This window comes from Sphaerisporangium melleum (genome assembly GCF_014646695.1).
GTDB classification, from domain to species: domain Bacteria; phylum Actinomycetota; class Actinomycetes; order Streptosporangiales; family Streptosporangiaceae; genus Sphaerisporangium; species Sphaerisporangium melleum.
In genome coordinates this window covers 71658-92277 of the sequence record NZ_BMNT01000027.1, presented here as the reverse complement: position 1 = coordinate 92277, position 20620 = coordinate 71658, and the positions used below count along the sequence as shown (strand labels likewise).

General features: G+C 72.5%; 19 protein-coding genes and 1 tRNA gene. 13 read left to right on the top strand and 7 right to left on the bottom strand.

Translation table 11 applies throughout. From position 1 onward, the window contains the following. Nucleotides 1-30 precede the first annotated feature (30 nt). From IEY93_RS23525 to IEY93_RS23510, 4 genes are all read left to right on the top strand, one after another. A complete protein-coding gene (locus IEY93_RS23525; RefSeq protein WP_229691396.1) occupies nt 31-624 on the top strand; it encodes a GntR family transcriptional regulator in 594 nt (197 codons plus the stop codon). A 133-nt stretch (nt 625-757) separates the two neighbouring features. Beyond that, nucleotides 758-1579 carry a GNAT family N-acetyltransferase gene (locus IEY93_RS23520; protein ID WP_189165276.1) on the top strand — a complete coding sequence of 274 codons (822 nt, stop codon included), beginning with the start codon at nt 758-760 and terminating at the stop codon, nt 1577-1579. A gap of 677 nt (nt 1580-2256) precedes the next feature. Next, entirely contained in the window at nt 2257-2910 is a 654-nt protein-coding gene (locus IEY93_RS23515; RefSeq protein ID WP_189165275.1) for a class I SAM-dependent DNA methyltransferase, read from the top strand. 128 nt (nt 2911-3038) lie between these two features. After that, entirely contained in the window at nt 3039-4568 is a 1530-nt protein-coding gene (locus IEY93_RS23510; protein ID WP_189165274.1) for a vWA domain-containing protein, read from the top strand. Between the two features lie 47 nt (nt 4569-4615). Here the strand turns inward: IEY93_RS23510 and IEY93_RS23505 are convergent, their stop codons facing one another. After that, nucleotides 4616-5164: an EF-hand domain-containing protein gene (locus IEY93_RS23505; protein ID WP_189165273.1), complete on the bottom strand. Its 549-nt coding sequence runs from the start codon at nt 5162-5164 to the stop codon at nt 4616-4618. Nucleotides 5165-5391: 227 nt separating this feature from the next. Here IEY93_RS23505 and IEY93_RS23500 point away from each other — a divergent pair. Beyond that, a tRNA-Ala gene (locus tag IEY93_RS23500) sits at nt 5392-5464 on the top strand. A gap of 287 nt (nt 5465-5751) precedes the next feature. On the opposite strand, the gene IEY93_RS23495 is transcribed toward IEY93_RS23500, so the two are convergent. Beyond that, nucleotides 5752-6735, bottom strand: coding sequence for a GlxA family transcriptional regulator (locus tag IEY93_RS23495; protein ID WP_189165272.1), 984 nt, complete (start codon nt 6733-6735; stop codon nt 5752-5754). A 71-nt stretch (nt 6736-6806) separates the two neighbouring features. Here IEY93_RS23495 and IEY93_RS23490 point away from each other — a divergent pair, with 71 nt between their 5' ends. From IEY93_RS23490 to IEY93_RS23465, 6 genes are all read left to right on the top strand, one after another. Further along, nucleotides 6807-8138 (top strand): MFS transporter, encoded by a 1332-nt coding sequence (locus tag IEY93_RS23490; RefSeq protein WP_203968483.1) that lies wholly within the window; start codon nt 6807-6809, stop codon nt 8136-8138. 45 nt (nt 8139-8183) lie between these two features. After that, nucleotides 8184-8915, top strand: a complete 732-nt coding sequence (locus tag IEY93_RS23485; protein WP_203968484.1) for a peptidyl-tRNA hydrolase — start codon at nt 8184-8186, stop codon at nt 8913-8915. A 227-nt stretch (nt 8916-9142) separates the two neighbouring features. After that, nucleotides 9143-10138, top strand: a complete 996-nt coding sequence (locus tag IEY93_RS23480) for a hypothetical protein (protein ID WP_229691395.1) — start codon at nt 9143-9145, stop codon at nt 10136-10138. A gap of 114 nt (nt 10139-10252) precedes the next feature. Then, on the top strand, nt 10253-10849 hold the full coding sequence (locus IEY93_RS23475; protein WP_189165270.1) for a Maf family protein: 597 nt from the start codon (nt 10253-10255) through the stop codon (nt 10847-10849). Between the two features lie 40 nt (nt 10850-10889). Then, entirely contained in the window at nt 10890-11687 is a 798-nt protein-coding gene (locus IEY93_RS23470; RefSeq protein WP_189165269.1) for an EI24 domain-containing protein, read from the top strand. Nucleotides 11688-12059: 372 nt separating this feature from the next. Continuing rightward, nucleotides 12060-13142, top strand: coding sequence for a DUF4192 domain-containing protein (locus tag IEY93_RS23465; RefSeq protein ID WP_189165268.1), 1083 nt, complete (start codon nt 12060-12062; stop codon nt 13140-13142). A 417-nt stretch (nt 13143-13559) separates the two neighbouring features. Here IEY93_RS23465 and IEY93_RS23460 read toward each other — a convergent pair whose 3' ends face one another. Further along, on the bottom strand, nt 13560-13904 hold the full coding sequence (locus IEY93_RS23460; protein ID WP_189165267.1) for a hypothetical protein: 345 nt from the start codon (nt 13902-13904) through the stop codon (nt 13560-13562). A 145-nt stretch (nt 13905-14049) separates the two neighbouring features. Here IEY93_RS23460 and IEY93_RS23455 point away from each other — a divergent pair, with 145 nt between their 5' ends. Continuing rightward, nucleotides 14050-14661: a DUF1707 and DUF4870 domain-containing protein gene (locus IEY93_RS23455; protein ID WP_189165266.1), complete on the top strand. Its 612-nt coding sequence runs from the start codon at nt 14050-14052 to the stop codon at nt 14659-14661. A 158-nt stretch (nt 14662-14819) separates the two neighbouring features. Here the strand turns inward: IEY93_RS23455 and IEY93_RS39595 are convergent, their stop codons facing one another. From IEY93_RS39595 to IEY93_RS23440, 3 genes are all read right to left on the bottom strand, one after another. After that, the gene (locus IEY93_RS39595; RefSeq protein WP_275411985.1) at nt 14820-15677 is read right to left on the bottom strand and encodes a septal ring lytic transglycosylase RlpA family protein; all 858 of its coding nucleotides are present in this window, start codon (nt 15675-15677) and stop codon (nt 14820-14822) included. A gap of 545 nt (nt 15678-16222) precedes the next feature. Then, a complete protein-coding gene (locus tag IEY93_RS23445) occupies nt 16223-17758 on the bottom strand; it encodes an ATP-dependent DNA ligase (RefSeq protein WP_229691394.1) in 1536 nt (511 codons plus the stop codon). 325 nt (nt 17759-18083) lie between these two features. Beyond that, entirely contained in the window at nt 18084-18458 is a 375-nt protein-coding gene (locus IEY93_RS23440; protein WP_189165264.1) for an FKBP-type peptidyl-prolyl cis-trans isomerase, read from the bottom strand. Nucleotides 18459-18519: 61 nt separating this feature from the next. Here IEY93_RS23440 and IEY93_RS23435 point away from each other — a divergent pair, with 61 nt between their 5' ends. Continuing rightward, entirely contained in the window at nt 18520-18705 is a 186-nt protein-coding gene (locus IEY93_RS23435) for a hypothetical protein (RefSeq protein ID WP_189165263.1), read from the top strand. A 446-nt stretch (nt 18706-19151) separates the two neighbouring features. Here the strand turns inward: IEY93_RS23435 and IEY93_RS23430 are convergent, their stop codons facing one another. Continuing rightward, a complete protein-coding gene (locus IEY93_RS23430) occupies nt 19152-20462 on the bottom strand; it encodes a general stress protein (RefSeq protein ID WP_189165262.1) in 1311 nt (436 codons plus the stop codon). Nucleotides 20463-20620 lie beyond the last annotated feature (158 nt).

Here is a 20620-nt window from a genome sequence, read left to right as displayed (position 1 = left end):
CAGTCCCGCAGCGTGGAAGGACGGGCTTTCGTGCGATCCGACCCGGCCGGGGGCGACGCCGTCCCGGTGCCCGAGCGGCCGCGCGTGGTCGTACGGCGGACACTGCCCACCGAGCCCGCCATCCGCGCCTCGGCCTCGCTCTTCGCCGCCGAGGCCGAGCGGCAGGGCGTTCGCCCCGGCCGCCGCATGCTGTACGTCGGTCCCGAGCCCGCCGGTGACCGGGTCGCCGCGGCGCTCGGCGTCGAGCCCGGCACCGAGGTGCTGGCCCGGCGCAAGCTGCTCCTGGCCGAGGATGTGCCCGTGCGCGTCGCCACCAGCTTCTTCCGTCTCGACCTGTTCGCCGGCACCGCGCTCACCGCCCCGGGCTTCATCCTGCCGAGTCTCCAGGCGGCCATCGAGGCGCTCGGCCACCGTTTCGGCCACGCCGAGGAAGAGCTGACCGCCCGCGTCCCGACCGCCTTCGAACGCGCGACGCTGCTGCTGGCCCCCGGGGAGTGGGTCGTGCAGATCGTCCGCGCCGGTCTCGACACCGAGGGCACGCCCGTCCACGTCCTGGAGACCGTCTGCGCGGCCTCCCGCCATGTCTTTCCCATCCGCCAGGTGGCCGGCGCCGACGAGTTCTAGCCGCCGCGGTCTTCAGTCAGGTCTCCGCGGGCCGTGGAGCGGAGTGGGAGTGCCGGTGGCGGCGCGCGGGGAGCTTCCCGGCCGCGTGGAAATCCATTCGCCGTGGGACGGGCCGGTTGACACACTGTGCCGCATGGTGTGGAGGTTCACGAACGTTCTTGACGAGTTCCCGGAAGCGGCCGACGCCTGGCTGCGCCGTGACCCGGTGCGCAACACCGTCGCGCTGACCGTGCTCGGCCGGATGCGCCACGGCCTGTGGTCCGACGATCGCCTGCTCGGCTGGTTCACCGCCTCAGGGGAGGTGCGCGGGGCGGTCCTCCACACGCCTCCCTACGCGCTGTTGCTCGGCGACATCCCGGACGACACCGTGGCCCCGCTCGCGGAGGCACTGCGCGGCCGCGAGATCTCCGGAGTGAACGGCCCGAAGCGCCAGGCCGAGGCGTTCGCCGCCGCCTGGGGGCGCGTGGAGACCTCGCGCATCTCACTGCGACTCTACCGTCTGGAGGCTCTGCGGCCGCCCTCGCGGGCGGGCGCCGCGCGCGTCGCCGGTGAGGGGGACGTCGAGCTGGTCGTCGAGTGGATGCGGGCCTTTCTCGCCGAGGCGGAGCCGGAGATCGCGAACGACGACCCGGCGCCGCAGATGAAGCACCGCGTCGGCCAGGGGGAGATCATGCTCCTGGAGGACGGCGGCCGGCCGGTCGCGATGGCCGGCTTCTCGCTGCCGATCGTGGGGATGTCGCGCATCGGCCCGGTCTACACCCCGCCGGAGCTGCGCGCCCGCGGATACGGCTCGGCGGTGACCCATGGGGCGACGCGTGCGGCCGCGCAGGCGGGGGCCGAGCTCCTGCTGCTGTTCACCGACCTTGCCAACCCCACGTCCAACTCCATCTACCAGGCGCTCGGCTACCAGCCGGTCACCGACTACGCCGCCATCGCCCTGGCCGCCACCAAGTAGGCGCGGCCAACGCCGGGCGTGAGCACCCGCGCGGAGAGCCGGGACCCGCCGTGACGCGATGACGAGAGGCGGGGGCCGCACGCGTCCGCGCCGCCGGGTGCCGCACCCGCCGGTCGGGCGTGATACGGATGGTCCCGATCACCGTCCCCTCACGCGCCGTCGCCTGGCCCGCAGCGAACCGGCCCGGCTTCCCACGCGGGGCGCGCTCACCCTAGATCCGCCGGTGAAGGCGGGACAACGGCCGTGGGCGGGGATGGGCGGCCACGCAGGTCGCCGCTCCGCGCCGGGCGGCGGGCCGTGAAACTTCCACCCTTTGCGGACACACTCCGGTCCGGTCCGGTCCGGAAACCGCCCGGACAGGCGTACCGGGCGGCCCTGATTTCCGGCCGTATCCCGCAGTGCGGCCTCGCGTTCGCCGAGCCCGCCCGCACCTTGCGCTTTCGCGTCCAGAGACACCAAGGGCTCGGCGTAGCCCGTCGCCGGTGAGCGGCCGCACTCAAACGCGCCCTCCGGGGGACCGTAACGCGCCTCTAACCCCTACCGACCATTGCCATTACCGATCCATCGGTATTTGTCGTGCTAATGCGTCAACTCACCTCCTGACTGGGGTTGACTTACCTTGTATTATCCCTCTATCTAATGAGAACAAGACGACGGCTCAGTATTGGGGGGAACGCATGACGGTGAGACGTTCGCGCCCGGCGCACCGGGCCGCGCAGGCGGACGCGTTCGACCGCATCGGGGCTCGATACGACGAGGCCTTCCCCTACAAGGGTGGCCAGATCGCCTCGACCGAATGGATCCTGCGCAAGCTCCGCCCGGGCGCGCGCGTGCTCGACGTCGGATGTGGCACCGGCCTGCCGACGGCCCGGCAACTGGTCGACGCCGGATGCGAGGTGACCGGCATCGACATCTCCCCGGTCATGCTGGACCTCGCGCGCCGAAACGTCCCCGAGGCCGACCTGCGCAGGGCGGACGTCGTCGAGATCGATGACGGCCTCGGCCGCTTCGACGCGGTCGTCGCCTACTTCTCCCTGTCGATGCTCCGCAGGGACGAGATCATGGCGACGCTGCTCCGCCTGCACCAGCTGCTCGTCCCCGGCGGCTGGCTGGCGATCGGCATGGTGGAGATGGACGTCGAAGACGCCCCGGTCCGCGTGCTGGACACCTGGCTGCGGATGACCGGCTATGCCCGGTACGCGCTGCGGGCCGTGGTGGAGGAGGCCGGGTTCAGCGTGCGCGAGCAGATGGACCTCGCGTATGTCCCGGCCAGGGAGGACGACCCGCTGGAGATGCAACTGTTCCTCAACTGCCGCAGGAACACCTTCTGACTCCCCCTCACCGGCTCCGCCGCAGGGATGTCACGCGGCGGGCACGGTTCGTCCTCGCTTGGATGACGGCTCCGGCGATCGGCGAGGAACCGCCGTCGTAGGAGGTGACACCGAGAGGGGGCCTCCCAGTGAAGACACGTATCCTCGCCTGCGTCCTCGTGGCGCTCGCCCTGCTCGTCTCCGCCTGCGGCGGCGGTACTTCCAACGAGACCTCAGGGGCGCGCGAACCATCCCATCCGGGGCCCGCCGCGTCCCGGCAGGACCCGCCACGGCGCGACCCGGGGCAGGGGAACACCTCCGGGGACGACGGAGCCGTGGTGGAGGAGCCCCGGCCGCTGCCGAGCGGGGGAGCCGAGCCCGCCGACCGCATCTCGACCTTCGCCCTCGACGTCGACACCGCCTCCTACGGCTACGCGCGCGCCGCCCTGCGGGACGGCCGGCTGCCCGACCCGGCGCAGGTCCGGCCGGAGGAGTTCGTCAACGCCTTCCGGCAGGCGTACGCCGAACCGCCGGGCGACGGCCTCGCGCTCCACATCGACGGCGCGAGAGGGCGGGGGGCGGACACCGCGCTGCTGCGGGTCGGCCTGCAGAGCCGCACGGCCGACGCCGCCGCCCGCAGGCCCGCCAACCTGACCTTCGTGGTCGACGTCTCGGGCTCGATGGGCGAGGCCGGCCGGCTCGACCTGGTGCGTGACGCGCTGCACACGCTGGTGGACCAGCTCGGGCCGGGGGACCGGGTCGCGCTCGTGTCCTTCAGCGACCGGGCACGGCTGCGCATCTCGATGACCCCGGCCGGCCGCCGCCACGAGCTGCACGCCGCCATCGACACCCTGGGCACCGAGGGCTCGACCGATCTGGAGACCGGCCTGGTCACCGGGTACACCGAGGCCGCGCGCGCCTTCCGCCCGGTGGCCACCAACCGGGTGATCCTGCTGTCCGACGGCCTGGCCAACACCGGTGACACGACCTGGCAAGGCATCCTCGACCGGGTCGAGGAGTACGCCGGCCGCCGGATCACCCTGCTGTGCGTCGGCGTCGGCCGCGAGTACGGCGACACGTTGATGGAGCAGCTCGCCGACCACGGCGACGGTGCCGCGGTCTACGCGGGCTCTGCCGCCGAGGCGCGGGAGGTGTTCGTCGAGCGGCTGCCGGCGAGCATCGACCTGCGGGCTCGCGATGCCAAGGCGCAGGTGGCGTTCAACCCGGCCACCGTCGCGTCCTACCGCCTGCTGGGGTACGAGAACCGGGCGCTCGATGAGCAGGACTTCCGGGACGACGCCAAGGACGGCGGCGAGGTCGGGCCGGGCCATGCGGTGACCGCGCTGTACGCCGTGCGGCTGCGGCCGGGGACCAGCGGGCAGATCGCCGTGGCCACCGCGCGCTGGCAGGACCCCGACAGCCGCGAACCCGCCGAGACCAGCCGCGCGATGGACGTGGCCGAGCTGGCGGGCGGCCTGTGGGACGACGCCTCTCCCCGCTTGCAGGTGGACGCGGTGGTCGCGGCCTTCGCACAGCGGCTCAGGCATGCCGAGGACGATCTGCTCACCGAAGATCTGACGGTGCTGGCCGGTCACGCGACACGACTGGCCGCCGCGACCGAGGATCCGATGGTGGCCGAGCTGGCCGACCTGATCCGTACCGCCGGCTCGCTGGACTGAGTCGCGGGGCGCGCCCCGGGGACGCCCCGCGCGGGGGGCCGCCCGGTCTAGGAGCGGCCGAGGATCGGGATGGCGGTCTTTCGCGGATCTTCGCTGAAGTAGAAGTCGTACATGGCCTGGGCGAACTCGTCCTTGCCGAGGTGCCCGTCGCCGTCGGTGTCCAGCAGGATGAACGCCTCCCGAGCCTCGGCCGTCTCGACGTCGTACGCCGACCAGAGGTGGAGGTACTCCCGCATGCCGAGCTTATGGTCGCCGTCGGTGTCGAGCGCGTCCCACAGGGCGTCGGTGATGGGCCAGACGATCGCCACGATGAAGTGCGTGCGGTCCAGTGTGGGGGAGGTGGCGTACTCGATGTACCGCTGACGGCTGATCCGGCCGTTGTCGTCGGTGCCGACGGCCGCGACGATGTTCGCCCACACGTGGGCGTAGGCGGCCAGCAGGCCCGCGCGGGCGGGGGAGTCGGCGTGCAGGCCGAGGCGGTCGGCCAGATGCAGGCCGACCAGACGCATGTCCTCTTTGTCGATGTAGCCGTCCTGGTCGACGTCGCTGGTGTCGAACGCGGATCCGGCGTTGAGCGCGTGGGGGCTCAGGTCCATCTCGGCTCCTAGCGAGCGATTACTCGGGGTGACTAATCGTTACCCTGGGTGAGTCGCGCTGTCAACGCGTCCCCGGATGGTGACCGGGAATCCCTCTTCGGAGGCAGGGCCGCTCTCTCGGGTCGCGGCGATCTTGAGCTGGTTCGGAGTAGAGGGCGAAGTCCGATACACTAGCGGAGCACGAAGCGGCCGGGACCTGACCGGTGAGTCCGCCCGCAACGTGACGAGGGGCTATAGCGCAGTTGGTAGCGCGCCTCCATGGCATGGAGGAGGTCTGGGGTTCGAATCCCCATAGCTCCACAAGATCATAGAACCGCCTTCCGGCTGCGGATGCACCGCGGCCAGGAGGCGGTTTTTCGTATGCGCGTCCCTGGTGACCGAGACCAAGATGGCGATGTGGTGCTTGTCGTCCTGCCCGAGCGTGGGCGGCGCGCCGCCGGAGGCGACGGCCACCCGCGGATGGCATCGTCCACGCCCGGCCCTCGCCGTCCGGCACGAACAACGTCCTGCCCCGGCACCGGGATCCCGGTTCGACCGGCATCGGCCGCGGGCCGATCAAGAGCGCCGGTGCGAGTGACACGCCCGGGTCAGGGGGAACCGGAGGCCGCCGGGGCCGCCGCGCGGAAGGTGTGCCGGTAGGCCAGCGGGGCCACGCCCACCGTGGCGTGCAGGTGCTGGCGCAGTGAGACGGACGTGCCGAAGCCCGCCCGGACCGCCACCTGGTCGACGGGCAGGTCGGTCGTCTCGAGCAGGTGGCGGGCACGCTCGACCCGCTGCCGGATGAGCCACCGTGCGGGGCTGAAGCCGGTCTCCTCGCGGAAGCGCCGGGTGAAGGTGCGCACGCTCATGCGCGCGTGCCTGGCCAAGGTGGTCAGGTCCAGCGGCTCCTGGAGCCGTTCCAGCATCCACGCGCGGGTGGGCGCGGTGGTGGCGTCCCCGGCGGGGGGCAGCGGACGTTCGATGAACTGTGCCTGGCCGCCCTCCCGCCACGGCGGGGTCACGCAGCGCCGTGCCACCCGGTTGGCGACCTCGCTGCCGTGGTCGCGGCGGATCACGTGCAGGCACAGGTCGATGCCCGCGGCGACGCCGGCGGAGGTCAGCAGGTCGCCGTCGTCGATGAACAGCACGTCGGGATCGAGCAGCACCCGCGGGTACAGCGAGCGGAACAGCTCGGCGTTCCTCCAGTGCGTCGTGGCGGGCCGGCCGTCGAGCAGCCCGGCGGCGGCCAGCACGAACGCCCCCGTGCAGATCGACATCAGCCGCGAGCGGGCGGCGGCCAGGCGCAGGGCGTCGCGCAGCTCGTCGTCGATCGTCCCGTCGGTGAGCGCCGAGCCGCCGTGGACGCCTCCGACGATCACGGTGTCCGCCGTGGCCAGAGCCGACAGGTCGTGGTCGGGGACCACGCTGAACCCGGCCGGCCCGCGCACGGCGCGCCCACCAGGGGTGCAGGTGATGATCTCGTACAGCCGCCGGCCATCGGCGTCCTCGGCGACGTGGAAGACCTGGCCGGGAACGCCGAGGTCGAGGGTGGCGAAATCGTCCAGGACGACGACGGCGATCCGGTGAACCATGGCCGGATCCTTTCACATGTTGGCTGTCAAGCCACTCACGCCAGCAAATCGGACAAGCCACTATTGGCGACATGATGTTGACCCAAGACGCGCGGCGCGGACGGTGGCCGCACCGGGCCTGGGCGGTGGCGGCGGTGGCCTTCGTCGCGATCATCGGGGCCGCCGGCTTCCGCGCCACACCCGGAGTGCTGATCACTCCGCTCGAGACCGAGTTCGGCTGGTCCCGGGGGACCATCTCCTCGGCCGTGTCGGTGAACCTGACGCTGTACGGCCTGACCGCGCCGTTCGCCGCCGCTCTGATGGACCGGCTCGGCATGCGCCGCGTGGTCGCCTCCGCGCTGCTGCTGGTCGCCCTCGGCAGCGGGCTCACGGTCTTCATGACCTCCAGCTGGCAGCTCATCCTGTGCTGGGGCGTGCTGGTCGGGCTCGGCACCGGTTCGATGGCGCTGGTCTTCGTCGCCACCGTCACCGACCGGTGGTTCGTGCGGCACCGCGGCATCGTCACCGGCGTGCTGACCGCCGGAGGCGCCACGGGACAGCTCGTCTTCCTGCCCGTGCTCGCCTGGCTGGCCGGCGGCCCGGGCTGGCGGACGGCCGCCGTGGTGGTGGCCGTGGCGGCGCTCGCCGTCGTCCCGTTGGTCTGGCTGCTGCTCCGCGACCGCCCCGAAGACGTCGGCCTGACCGCCCTGGGCGCCGAACCCGTCTCCGATCCCCCCGTGCCCATGGCTCCCGTCGCCGCTCCCAGAGGCGGCGCGGCGGTGCGGGCGATCAGCGTGCTGCGGTCGGCGGCGCGTACCCGTTCGTTCTGGTACCTCGCCGGCGGCTTCGCCATCTGCGGCGCGAGCACCAACGGGCTGGTGGGAACGCACTTCATCCCCGCCGCGCACGACCACGGCATGGCCGAGACCACCGCCGCCGGCCTGCTCGCCCTCATCGGCATCTTCGACATCGCCGGAACGATCTTCTCCGGCTGGCTCAGCGACCGGGTCGACTCGCGGGTGCTGCTCGGGGCGTACTACGCGCTGCGCGGTGCGTCACTGCTGGTGCTGCCGCCGCTGTTCGCGGCGACGGCGCAGCCGAGCATGCTCGTGTTCATCATCTTCTACGGCCTGGACTGGGTGGCCACCGTCCCGCCGACCGTGGCGCTGTGCCGCAAGCTGTTCGGCAAGGACGGCGGCGTGGTGTTCGGCTGGGTGTTCGCCTCCCACCAGATCGGTGCGGCCGTCGCCGCCGTGGCGGCCGGCCTGACGCGCGACCACCTCGGCCACTACGACGCGGCCTGGTACGGCGCCGGAGCGCTGTGCGCGCTGGCCGCGGTCATGTCGCTACGCATCGCCCGCAAAGCCGACCCCGCCCCGCCGTCGGCCGCGGTGCCCGAAGGCATCGCCGCGGCCGGCCGCTGACGCCCCGCCGACCCCACTCGCGCCGGTGGTGGGATCCTTGGTGGCGTGAACGCGCCGGATCAAAGAGTGCTCCCCCTGGTCGTCCGCATCGAGCGTGCCACGCCTCCCGAGCGGACCGACGCCCTCGAAGCGGCGGCCCGGGCCGTCCTCACGCTGCTCGACGACGAGCGCGCGGTGAGCGGCGAGTGGGCCGAGGCGGTCGCCGCGTGGGAGACCATCGGCATCAGGAAGGTCGTGCGCCGGGCCAGGGGCGTCGAGTGGCGGCGGGTGCAGGAGCTCGACGGCATCACCGTCACCCTGCGCTCGGCCGAGGTGCGGGTGCACCCGCCGATCCCGCTCGACGCCTGGCCCAAGGAGCTGTCCCGCCTTCAGGTCTCCGGCACCGACCTCGCCGACTCGCGGCCGCCGGGCCCGCCGCCACCGGACGAGGCGGTGCTGTGGTTCAACCCGTCACTGGAGATGTCGGCGGGCAAGGCGATGGCGCAGGCCGGGCACGCGGCCCAGCTCGCCTGGTGGGGCAGCGACGGGGAGGCCCGCGCCGCCTGGCGTGAGCAGGGGCTCGCGGTCGCCGTCCGCACCGCGGAGCCGTGGCGGTGGGCCGCCCTGGTGGACAGCGGCCTGCCGGTCGTCAGGGACGCGGGGTTCACCGAGATCGAACCGGGCTCGCGCACCGTCGTCGCCGACGCGCCGTGGCTGCGGCTCGGCGGGTTGCGCCCGGCGGGCTGGGGCCCGCTGCGGGACCCCTCGCCCCGGACGGGCGCCGACGATCGTCCATGATCATACTTGCTGGTAAGGGGGCTGCCCGATCCCGTCCGGGCGGCCTCGCCCCCGGCGTTGACGGAGGGCGAAAGCGAAGGTCAGGGCGCATGGCAAGCCTCGCCGAGCGGGCACTCGTTCCCGAAGTGTGATCGGGAATTCGGACATGATCCGGTGAATTGCCGTACGCTCCGAACGTGCCAAATGGGGTGGGTGGGAACTACGGGACCAAAGCCGTCCCAACGTACGTGACGGCGGAAGCGGAGACCGCTCCGCTGCCGAAGATCACCGTCGAGGAGCCTCCGCCGCCGCCTCCCGCACGGCGCCGCCGCTCCGTGTTCTCCCGGCTGGGCGACCTGCCGATGCGCGTCATCTACCGCGGAGTCGCGGGCGCGGTCGTCGCACTGGCCCTCGTGGTGGCCGCCGTGGTCTATTCGGTGACGGGCTGGAGCAAGGGGACGCCCACGGCGGCCGGCCGTGGCGAGCCGCCGCGGCCCGCACAGCCTGTTCAGGGCACCCAGACCACCCAGAGCACCACGGCGGGCGAGCCGTCCGCGCCGGCTGGCGTCCCGGCCACCTCGGGCGCGGCCCCCGTCACAACGCCCGTCTCCGTACCGTCCGCATCGACGCCATCCTCGTCCACGTCCGCGTCGCCGGTGCCGACCCCCGCGCCGGAGGTCAAGAGCGCGCTCGCCACCGCGAAGGCCGACCCGCGCATCCCCGCGCCGCCGGCCGTGCGCAAGCTCGCCAACTATCCCGGGCATGGCGCGCCGACGAAGGGCCGGGTGAAGGACAGGCGGTCCGGCATCTCGTTCCCGCGGTTCGCCAAGGCGTGGAAGCTCACCAAGTCGGCTCCGTTCGCGACCCGTCGCGTGCTGCCGATGGTCAAGCGGGCCGGGCACCGTGGCCTGCTCGTGTCCTGCCCGGTGCCGATCGCCGTGCAAGACGAGCTCAGGGACACCGCCTACGTGGCGGCGCGCTGGACCCTGAACTACCACCCGCGCGGCGCCACGATCACCTGGACCGCTTCCCAGGCCTTCAAGGCGGGCAAGCGCAAGGGCTGGCTGCTCGGCTACCGCGTGAAGTACAAGGCCGGCGGCGACAAGCATGTCGCCACGGCGGCCGTGGCCCTCGTCGAGGTCCCCTCGGCCAAGCCCGCCATGGTCTTCATCACCATCCCGGACGCGCAGAAGAAGCGCTGGGCCGACATCAACACCCTGATGTCCGGCCTGCGCCCGCTCTGACCCGTCGGCGGCACTGCACCGCTCGGTCCCCGATGAGGGGGCCCCGGAGGCTGGGCGGCCGGCTCCGGGAGCCCCTTAGGCTTAAGGGACCACGGGCCTGAAAGATCGGAAAAGATGACAGAGATCGTTCTCGCGTCCTCGTCGCCCGCCCGGCTCGCGTTGCTGCGCAGCGCCGGGCTCGACCCCAAGGTGATCGTCAGCGGCGTGGACGAGGAGGCCGTCACCGCGGCGTCCCCCGCCGAGCTCAGCCTCACGCTGGCCCGGGCCAAGGCGTCGGTGGTGGCCGGGAGCCTGGCCGCCGGGCTGGTGATCGGCTGCGACTCGGTGCTGGAGCTGGACGGGCGCGCGTACGGTAAGCCGGCGTCGGCCGAGGAGGCCGCCGCCCGGTGGCGCTCGATGCGCGGGCGCACCGGCCGGCTGCTCACCGGGCACTGCGTGATCGACGCCGCGACGGGGGTCACCGCCGCGGAGGTGGGCTCGACGGTCGTGCGGTTCGGCACTCCCAGCGACGACGAGATCGCCGCGTACGCCCACAGTGGCGAGCCGGTGCGCGTGGCCGGCGCCTTCACGCTGGACGGGCTCGGCGGCTGGTTCATGGACGGCATCGACGGTGACCACGGCAACGTGCTGGGCATCTCGCTGCCGCTGCTCCGCCGGCTCTTCGCGGAACTGGGTGTCCCCGTGACGTCGGTCTGGCGATCTTTCACCTGATCTCGCCACGATCCGGGCGCGAGGCATTAGCCTGCCGGGCATGAACAGCATCGGGCAGCCGATCCGCCGCGGCGTCGGAGGCTTCGCCGACGGGATCAAGTACTTCCTGCAGGGCGTCGCCTGGGTCGCCCGCCATCCTCGCCAGTGGCTCTTCGGGCTCGTCCCCGCGTTGATCGCCCTGGTCCTCTACGTGGTGGCGCTCGTGCTGCTGGGCGGCTACGCGGGCGACATCGCCGCCTGGGCCACCCCGTTCGCCGACGACTGGGGGCCCGCACTGCGTGACACGCTGCGCTTCCTGCTCGGCATCGCGGTGTTCGCGCTCGGGCTGGTGCTGTCCGTCGTCACCTTCACCGCCGCCACCCTGGCCATCGGCGAGCCCTTCTACGAGAAGCTCTCCGAACGCGTCGAGGACGACATGGGCGGGGTCGAGAAGGCGGCCGACGTCCCGCTCTGGCGGTCGATCATCCGGTCCGTGCGCGACAGCCTCATCACGCTCGGATACGTGCTGATGTTCACCGTCCCGCTGTTCATCCTGGGCTTCGTGCCGGTGATCGGCCAGACGGTCGTTCCGGTACTGGGCGCCGCGGTGTCCGGATTCTTCCTCACGGTCGAGCTGACCGCGCTGGCCATGGAGCGCAGAGGGCTCGGACGCAGGCAGCGCTTCGCCGCGTTGCGCGCCGACCGGTCGCCCGCCCTCGGCTTCGGCGTGCTGGTGTTCCTGGTGTTCCTCATCCCCTTCGGCGCGGTCGTCGCCATGCCGGCCGCGGTGGCCGGTGCCACGATCATGGTCCGCACCCGCCTGCCGGCCGGCCCCGCATCCTCCCCGCCCGGCCGTTGATCCGTTCGTCATCCTCCCTGGACCCCGGCGGTCGGCCCGATCGGCCCCTGTGGTGCGCGCTCCCGCATGCGAGCGCAGCGGAACCGCGGGCGTAGGCGCATCGGAACCTCCGGCTTTGCGCGGGCGGCGTGCGACGGTGACCGCCTGTGGATGCACTGCCGGCCGGAAATGCGGCGTTGCGTGTCATCGGCCCCATTGCGGGCGGCTCGCTGGGGCAGTGGTCCGGTCCGCCATAGGTCCATATGAGGGGCGATGGGTCCGCAAAGCGACCCGGGTGCGGGATGCGCTCATATCCGAGCCGGTCATGAACCGCTGTCCACAGAACTTCGTTCGGCCTGATGGTGTCCGGGCCGGGCGGCGATGCTCCGGTCCATGACGACGACACCGATCCTCCTGACCTCTCCCGACGACGTCCTCGGAGCCGTGCCCTACCTTCTGGGCTTCCACCCGGCCGACAGCCTGGTGGTGATCGCCTTCGCCGGCCGGGGGGCACGCGGCCGGCTGAGGGTGACCACCCGATGGGACCTCCCGATCCCGCCCGGAGAGCTCGACCGCCTTGTCCCCCTCCTCAAGCAGGAGGAGGTCACCCACACCGTCCTGGCCGGCTTCGGGGGCGGCGCCCTGGTGACGCCCGCCATCGACCAGGCCATGCGGTTGCTCGCCGACGCCGGCGTCACGGTCATCGAGGCCCTGCGCGCCGAGGGCGGGCGTTACTGGTCCTACGTCTGCACCCGCGTCGAGTGCTGTCCGCCCGAGGGGCGCGCGTACGATCCGGTGGCCGGAGAGGTGGCCGTCCAGGCCGCCTACGACGGCCTGGTGGCCCTGCCCGATCGCGAAGCGCTGCGCGGCCTGGTCACGCCCACGACGGGAGCCGTGCGAGAGAAGATGCGCGAGGCCACCCGCTCGGTGGCCGCCCGCCTGCGGGCGGAGTTCGCCGCCATGGCGGACCCGCTCGAGATCCCGGGCGCGTTCGTCGCCGAGGGGCTGGCGCGGGTGCGCGCCTCCCCTCACACCTTCCGCGACAGCGGGGCGCTCTCCGATGCCGAGGCCGCCCGGCTCGGCATCGACCTGTGCGTGATTCGCATCCGTGACGAGGTGTGGGCCCTCATGCAGGACGACGAGCTGGACGCTCATGTCGGCCTGTGGAGCGACCTCACGCGCCGGCTGGAGCCGGCCTTCGTGCCTCCGGTCGCATCCCTGCTGGCCGCCGCGGCCTGGCGTCGTGGCGACTCGGCGCTCGCCGGCATCGCGGTCGAGCGGGCCCTCGAGGCCGACGCGTCCTACTCGATGGCCAACCTGCTGGCTCAGGGCCTGCGGCAACTGGTCAACCCGGAGATTCTCCGCCGCCGCATGCCCACCTCGGCCGAGCTCGACGCCGGCATGGGCCCACCCCGCATCGAATGGCTCCAGCCCATGCTGGCCCTCATCGACGATCATGCGCTCCCGCCGGCATGACCCCACCCCCGGGGCGGGTGGTGAGTATGCGACAGGGCCGGCCCGTGGCGGTGAGCGCCGCCCCGCAGGTGAGATCGTGCGCGGTGAGCGGCGTGGGAGGCGGCCAGAGGTGTCGCCCGGCGGTGAGCGTGTGGCGGACCGGCCGGAAAGTGACGCATGGCAGTGAGCGTGCGGCGCCGGTCGGCAGGTGGGTCCACGCGGTGAGGGGGTGGCGGAGCGCCGGGTCGGGATGATGAGCGTGTGGCGGACCGGCCGGCAGGTGCGGCCCCGTGAGCGGCGTAGCGGCGGGCAGGGCTGGGCGTGATGAGAGGCAGGGCTGGGGGGATGAGAGGCATGGCGAGGTGGGGACCGGTAGTAAGGAGCGGACGCCGGGGACGTCCGATCAGGGACGACGACCGGGAGCGCCTGGCGGGCGTCTCACTCCTGGGAGGCCTCGTTCCTGCGCCGCTCGTTGTAGGCCCGCATCCTGTTCGGATAGCCGGTGAGCTGGACGTCGTAGACGGGCAGCGCCAGGTTTCTGGCCACCTTGATGATGACGGCGGGGGAGCCGACTCGACGGCGCGTCCACTCGCCGTCGTGGGCGACGGCGACCGCGGTGGTGTCGGTGGCGAACGTCTCCGGCTCCACATAGAACTCCACACCGCGCCGGGACTTCGCGAAGGCGATCAACGCCTCGATGTCGCCGTCGTTCGCCTCACGGTCGAACTTGGCGATTCGGGTACCACGCAGCCGACGAATGCCATAGCGATCTCGCCATCCCATAACACTCTTATACCTGGACCGGGCGACGAATGGGCAACTCCGGGCCACATCGGGGTCGCGTCGGGGTTGTTCCGGATGGACCGGTTTTGCTGGGAGACGAAGAATGGAGGAGACACCGCGTTCTACGGGAAAGGTGCGACCGCTGATGGCAGGGGTAGTCAGACCTCCGGCGACACCGTCGGCAGGAGGATGGGGGCCGGCTCCCCATCCCCGGCTCCGGGTCACCAACCAAGATCGCGACCATGTGGTCGAGCACGTCACCTCCGCGTACGCCGAGGGTAGGCTCGACAAGGACGAGTTCGACGAGCGGCTCCATCGGGCGATGACCGCCCGTACGCATGCCGACCTCATCCCGATCATGCGGGACCTGTACCCCTCCTGGGGCGCAACGTCCGCTCCGGCACCGCGGCCGCGCGTGGCCGCGGGTCACCGGCCGACGGGGCTGACCGGCAACGACCGGCTCGGTGCTGCGGCGGCCCACGTTCTGCCGATCCTCGGACTGTCGGTCATCGGCCCGCTGATCATGCTGCTCGCCGGCGGCCGGACCTCTCCCTACATCCGCAGCCACGCGGTGGAGTCGCTGAACTTCCACCTCACGGTGCTCGCCGCGACCATCGTGCTGCCTTTCACCGTGGTCGGGGTGATCCTGATCCCGGTGATATGGATCGCCGCTTTCGTCCTAGGGGTCGTCGGCATGGTCACCGCCCTCAACGACAGCGACTTCCGCTACCCGCTCACCCTGCGCCTGATCAAGTGACCAGACGCGTCGCGCCCGTGGCCGACGAAGTGGACGGGGGGTGACCATCGCGGGGCGATGGTGGCCGGCCCGAGGCTCGGCGTCGTCTGGAGTCGAAGGGGCGACGTCGCTGGGGCGCGGGCCGCAGCCAGCGCGGCGGTGAGCGGGACGCGGCGTGGTCAGCGGGCCAGGACGGCGTATTTCACGGGCATGGCTCCGGTGGACAGGCTGCCGATGGCGTCGAAGGCGGCGCGTGACAGGTCCAGGCACCGGCCGCTCACGTACGGGCCGCGGTCGTTGATGCGCACCGTCACCGTCTTGCCGTTGCGTGGATTGGTGACCCGCACCCTGCTGCCCATGGGAAGCGTCTTGTGCGCTGCGGTCATCGCGTTCGGATTGAAGCGCTCGCCGTTGGCCGTGACCTGGCCCTCGTCGTAGTACGAGGCCCCGCAGCGGCCGGAGGCGATCACCTTGGCCCGCTTCACCGCGCGCTTCTTGCCACTCCCGCCCGAAGCGGAGGCCTGCTTCCCGGTGGTTCCGGAGCCACTGGGCGCCGAAGCCTTGGCGGTACGCCCGGAATCGGTGGCGGAGGCGCTTGCCGGCGTGCCGGCCGATTCGCTGCCGGCCGACTCGGTGCCGCTCGCGGTGCGGGCGAACGGCGACAGTGTTGTGGACACGCCGGCGGTCGCCAGAGACAGGGAGCCGATCCACGCGTTGTACGGGGCGGGTGTCGATGCCGGCACGGGTGATCCGTGGCGGGCCGCCGCGAGGGACGTCATGTCGGAGGGAGAAGCGGGGGGAGCGGAGGGAGAGTGGCCCACGGGGATCAGATCGGCACTCGTGAGCAGGGAGGACGGTCCGGGGGCGCCGATGGCGATCCAGGCGCCGGTGACGGCGGCGGTCACCACGACGGTGACGGCGACGGTGGAGGTGACGGCGTGGGCGAGGGAGGCGGGGCGTCGCCGTTCGCGCGCACCTTGCCTCGCTCGGCTGAGGCTCTTCTCGTACCAGCGGGTGGGGGAGGCGTGCAGGCCCAAGGGGAACCACGGTCCTAAGTGGGGGACAAGGACGCGGGACGCCGGCGCTCAAGGGCGCGAGAGCACGGCCGGCGGCCGTGCGCGGGTCCCGATGCGCGGGACCGGAGGGGGGTCACCGCGCGAGTTCCAGCACCATATGGGACAAACGGGCATCCAAGGGAGATAAAGCACTGGTAAAGTGACGTAAGTCACTCTCTCTGTGATCAGTCGGATCCGCTGAGTGATCAAGGTGCTGTCCGGGCTCCGATGGAGGCGGAAGGTGCGATGGTGCCGCAGCCGGGCCGTCATGGGCGTCCTCGGTGACGGTGACGACTTCCCGAGGGAGAGCGCGGAGAAGTCCGCCTGCGGCCGGGTGCCGAACGGCGATCAGCGGTGCCGGCCGATCCGGTCACGCTCACTCGAAAGCCTGAGCAGGTCGGCCGCGGTCTGGCGGCGCTGCTTTCCTGTCCCGAAGGTGACCGCGGCGCGGCGATGGAGGATGTGCGGTCAGGGCACGGACGGGTGGGCGGCGATACCGGAGGGGGCGGTCGCGATGAGTGGAACGGTCAGAGGAGGAGTTCGCGGACGGAGTCGACGGTGTCGGCGTCCTCGGCCCGCTTGTCCGGGCGGTAGCGCAGTACACGCGCGAACCTCAGCGCCATGCCTCCCGGGTAGCGCGGAGATCGTTGCACCCCGTCGAAGGCGACCTCGACCACCATCTCGGGCCGCACCCTGACCACCCATTCGTCGCTCGGACCGTCCGCCATGGCGAGGAAGCGCTCGGTCTGCCAGGCCAGCAGCTCGTCGGTCAGGCCCTTGAACGTCTTGCCCAGCATCACGAAGTCACCCGACCGCGGGTCCCGCGCGCCGAGGTGCAGGTTGGAGAGTTTGCCCTCGCGCCGCCCGTGCCCCCACTCGGCGGCGAGCACGACCAGGTCGAGCGTGTGGCGGGGCTTCACCTTCACCCAGCCCGCTCCGCGACGGCCGGCGGCGTACGGAGTGGTGGGGGACTTGGCCACGACCCCCTCGTGCCCGCGGCGCAGGACCTGAGCGAAGAACGTCATGCCCTCTTCGGGGTCGGCGGTGACCAGGCGCGGCGCGATCAGCTCGGCGGGCACCGTGCTCACGAGCGCCTCGTGCCGCTCGGAGTCGGGCAGGTCCAGCAGGTCGGCTCCGCCGACGCGCAGGGCGTCGAAGAAGAACACGCTCAGTGGCGTCGTCTCGCGCAGGCGCGCGGTGTCGGTCTTGCTGCTCACCCGGGACGCGGTGACCTGGAACGGCTCCGGCCGGCCGTCCGGGCGCAGGGCGATCACCTCGCCGTCCAGCACGATGTCGTCGACCGGCAGGGCGAGCACGGCCTCCACCAGCTCGGGCACCTGCGCGGTGATGTCGTCCAGCGTGCGGGTGAACACCCTGATCTCGGTACCGGAACGGTGCGCCTGCACCCGGATGCCGTCGATCTTCCACTCCAGTGCCGCGAGGCCGCCGAGCTTCTCCATCGCGGCCGGGACGTTCGGCGCGCTCTGCGCGAGCATGGGCGCGACCGGACGGCCCACCTCCAGATGGAAGTCACGCAGCGCCGCGACACCGCCGGTCAGGGCGGCAGCGCCGACGGCGGGCAGCCATCCGCGCAGAGTGAGGGCACGCCTGACCTCCGCCGCGGGGACGTCCGCCGCCCTGGCCACGGCCTCCACCATGACCCCGTGCAGCGCGCCCTGCCGGAGCTCACCACCGAGCAGGCGCAACAGGAAGGACTGCTCCTGCCGCGTGACCGACCGGAACAGCTCACCGACCAGCTCTTTGCGTGCGGCCTGCGACCCTGGCCCCGTGCGTGCCTTGATCCGGCTGAGCAGCCCGTCGATCTGGCAGAGAGTGGCCGTCGCCACCTGGCGCGGCTCGGGGATGTCCTGAAGGGTGCGCCAGCCCACGCCGATCTGCCTTTGCGGTAGTTCGCCGGAGAGGTAGGCGATGGCGATCTCGGCCTCGTCCGGCTCGACCCGGCTCAGCAGCTCGGCCAGGTGCCCGATCTTGGCGAGGCGGGCCGGGCTCGCCGCCACGGCAGCGGAAGTGCGTGCGAGATCGATGAGCAACACGCCTCTCATCGTGCCAGTTCACCGCGGACCGCGCAGAGCGAGGTCGCCCGTCGTGCCGGCCGGGGGTGCGCCACGCCGAAAGGCCCCTGAGCCACGTCATCGGCCGACGGTTGTCAGCGTCGGCCGTGCCAAGGGACACCGAGCGAAGCCGATGGTCGGATGCTTACCGTGCGGTCGGTGGTGTGCTGCGCTGAGCGATGCCGTCGCCCGGTGATCGGGGATGGAAGAGCGTCAGGCCGGCCACTCCCCGGGGACCGGAGCGTGCGGGAGGGGCGCGCTCCGGCGGCCGGCCCGTGGTGGTGGGCCGGCCGTCCGGCTGTGCGTGGCGCCTTGCTCAGCTCACGCCGAGCAGGTCGACGACGAAGATCAGCGTCTCGCCCGGCTTGATGGCGTTGCCCGCGCCACGGTTGCCGTACCCCAGGTGCGGGGGGATGACGAGCCTGCGGCGCCCGCCCACGCGCATGCCGGCCACGCCCTGGTCCCACCCGGCGATGACCCGGCCGGCGCCCAGCGGGAACTGGAAGGCGTCGCCGCGGTTCCAGGACGCGTCGAACTCCTCGCCGGTGGAGAACGAGACGCCGACGTAGTGCACCTTCACGGTGTGCCCCGGCTTGGCCTCCTCACCGTCTCCCACGGTGATGTCGACGATCTCGAGGTCCGCCGGCGGCTCGCCCTCGGGGAAGTCGATCTCGGGCTTCGTGAGTGCCACGTGTTCTCCTTGGTCGATCGCGCCCGCCCGAGCGGACGGGCGCCTGGATGGATCGCCGGCCGTGATCGGCCGACCGGACGACTCTACGGGGTCGCGGGGGTCACTGGACGCCGAGGGCACGCACCTGTGGACGACCGCCGATCGACTGCCGCGTGTCATCGCCACCACCACCCGGGTCACGCGGCGCCATCGCTGGTCACCGCACCGCCCGTACGCCGCCGGGCGGGCCGTCGGCCTCGACCGGTAGCGATGTCACGGCTTCGCCTCCGGCATGGAGCGTGACAGACCGATCTCCGCACGCGATGTGCTTCGCCGACCGGGGTGACGCGGCGAGCAAGCCCGGAACAGGGGCCCATCGTGGCCGCCGGGAATCGCGGTTCGTCCAGACGCGTGGTGAACAACTCTCGCTGGGGCCGGGTCGGCTCCGACGCGCCGAGCAACTCCTTGACGGCCACCTCCCGCCGGAGCATGAAGAAGTGCTCGGTGATGCGCCTGACGTCGGCAGCAGCCCGGCGGACTCCGCGCGCAGGGTGTCGGTCCGCGCCCGCAGGTCGGCCACCCTGGCGTGACGCAGCAGTGCCCTTCGTGAGACGGCGAGGAGCGGGGGCCCGGCGGCGGAGTGTGCGGCCGGTCGCCAGGCGTCCCGCGCGACCGCGCTGGCGGCCCGCCTGGCGACCGGTTCCCCGGCGCCGGCTATGCCAGCCGGTCCTGGCCGGACGGGGTGGTGGCGCGCCGGTCGTCGCCGTACCGCGCGTCCTCGGAAGGCGCGTCCTCAGGCGACGTGCCGGTGGATGGCGTGCTCGTGGCCGAGGTGTCGGCGGAGCTCCCAGACGGCGTGGCCGTGAGCGGTGTGCCCGCCGAGCGGGGAGCGGCCGCGGGTGACTCGGCTTCACCGCGCCGCTGCGTCGGCACCGCGGACAGTGGGATGGCGACGGTGGCCTCCTCCATGGCCTCCTCGCGGCTGGTGGCCGGGCGGACGATGCTCGACTCCGCCGTGCCCATGCGTCCGGCGTCCGCCGCCATGTCCGGAGACTCCGGGTCGGCCTGGTCGCGGTCCGCGTGCGCCGGGTCCGGCGAGGCCGCCGCCGCACCGGCTCCCGTCACCGCGGTGGCCGCACGGCGCGCGTCGGTGGACTCTTCGCGGGAGGCCTGCTCGCCGGCCATCTGCGGCGAGACACCCGGCATCTGGGCCTGGGGCCAGGAGGTGACGCCGCCGGTCCCCGGCACGGAGCCGTCGGCGTCCGTCCGAGACGTAGGAGCGGCGTCGCCGGTCTCCCAAGCGGGGCCGGCGGGATCCGCGTGCGGCGCGGGGCCCCTCTGGGCTGCGGACGCGGCACGGTCCGCCTGCGGTGCGTGCGAGGCAGAGTCGGCGTGCGGTGTGCGGGCGGCAGGGCCGGCAGGAGAGGTGCCGGGGACGCTACCCGAAGCGGTGGTCGCCGCGGGCGCAGCGGGCCTGGCGGGCGCGGCCGCGGTGGACAGCGGGCCGCTGGACGGCGGGCGGGCGACCACGACGGTGTCGGCGGGCTTGGTCCCGCCCTCCAGCACGGCCAGCGCCTCCTCCAGCGCGGCGGAGGGCACCAGGACGTCGTACCGGCCCGCCACGATCGCGCTGCGCGAGGTGAAGTCCCGGGTGCCGCCCTTGAACGCGTGACTGGTGAATCCGAAGGCGCCGCCCAGAACGGCGCCCCACAGGATGGCCCACACCACCAGGGCGAAGAACGACGCGGTCGTCGTGGTGAACAGCCCGAGGAACAGGCCGATGACCAGGCCGAAGACGGCGCCGCTGACCGCGCCCTGGGCGGCGGCGCGGCCGTTGGTCAGCCGCCCGGTGACCAGCTCCTCCATCCGCAGGTCACTACCGACGATGGCGACATTCTGCACGGGATACCCCGCGTCGGAGAGGGTGTCCACGGCGCGCTGCGCCGCGGGATAGTTGTCGTAGCTGACCAGGAGCCGCCGGTCGACGGCGGGCGATCCGGCCGGCCCGGCTGACGAACCCAACATGAGAGATCTCGCCTCCGCGGCTAGGGGGTTACCTGCCGCTCCGCACTACCCGGCGAAGGCGAGATATCACTCCGGGCACCGTCCGCCGTCATCCTTCCGTGCCCCTGGCGGCGGGGGGACGCCGGCCAGGGGCGTGCCGGAGGCGGCGGGGCGGCCGG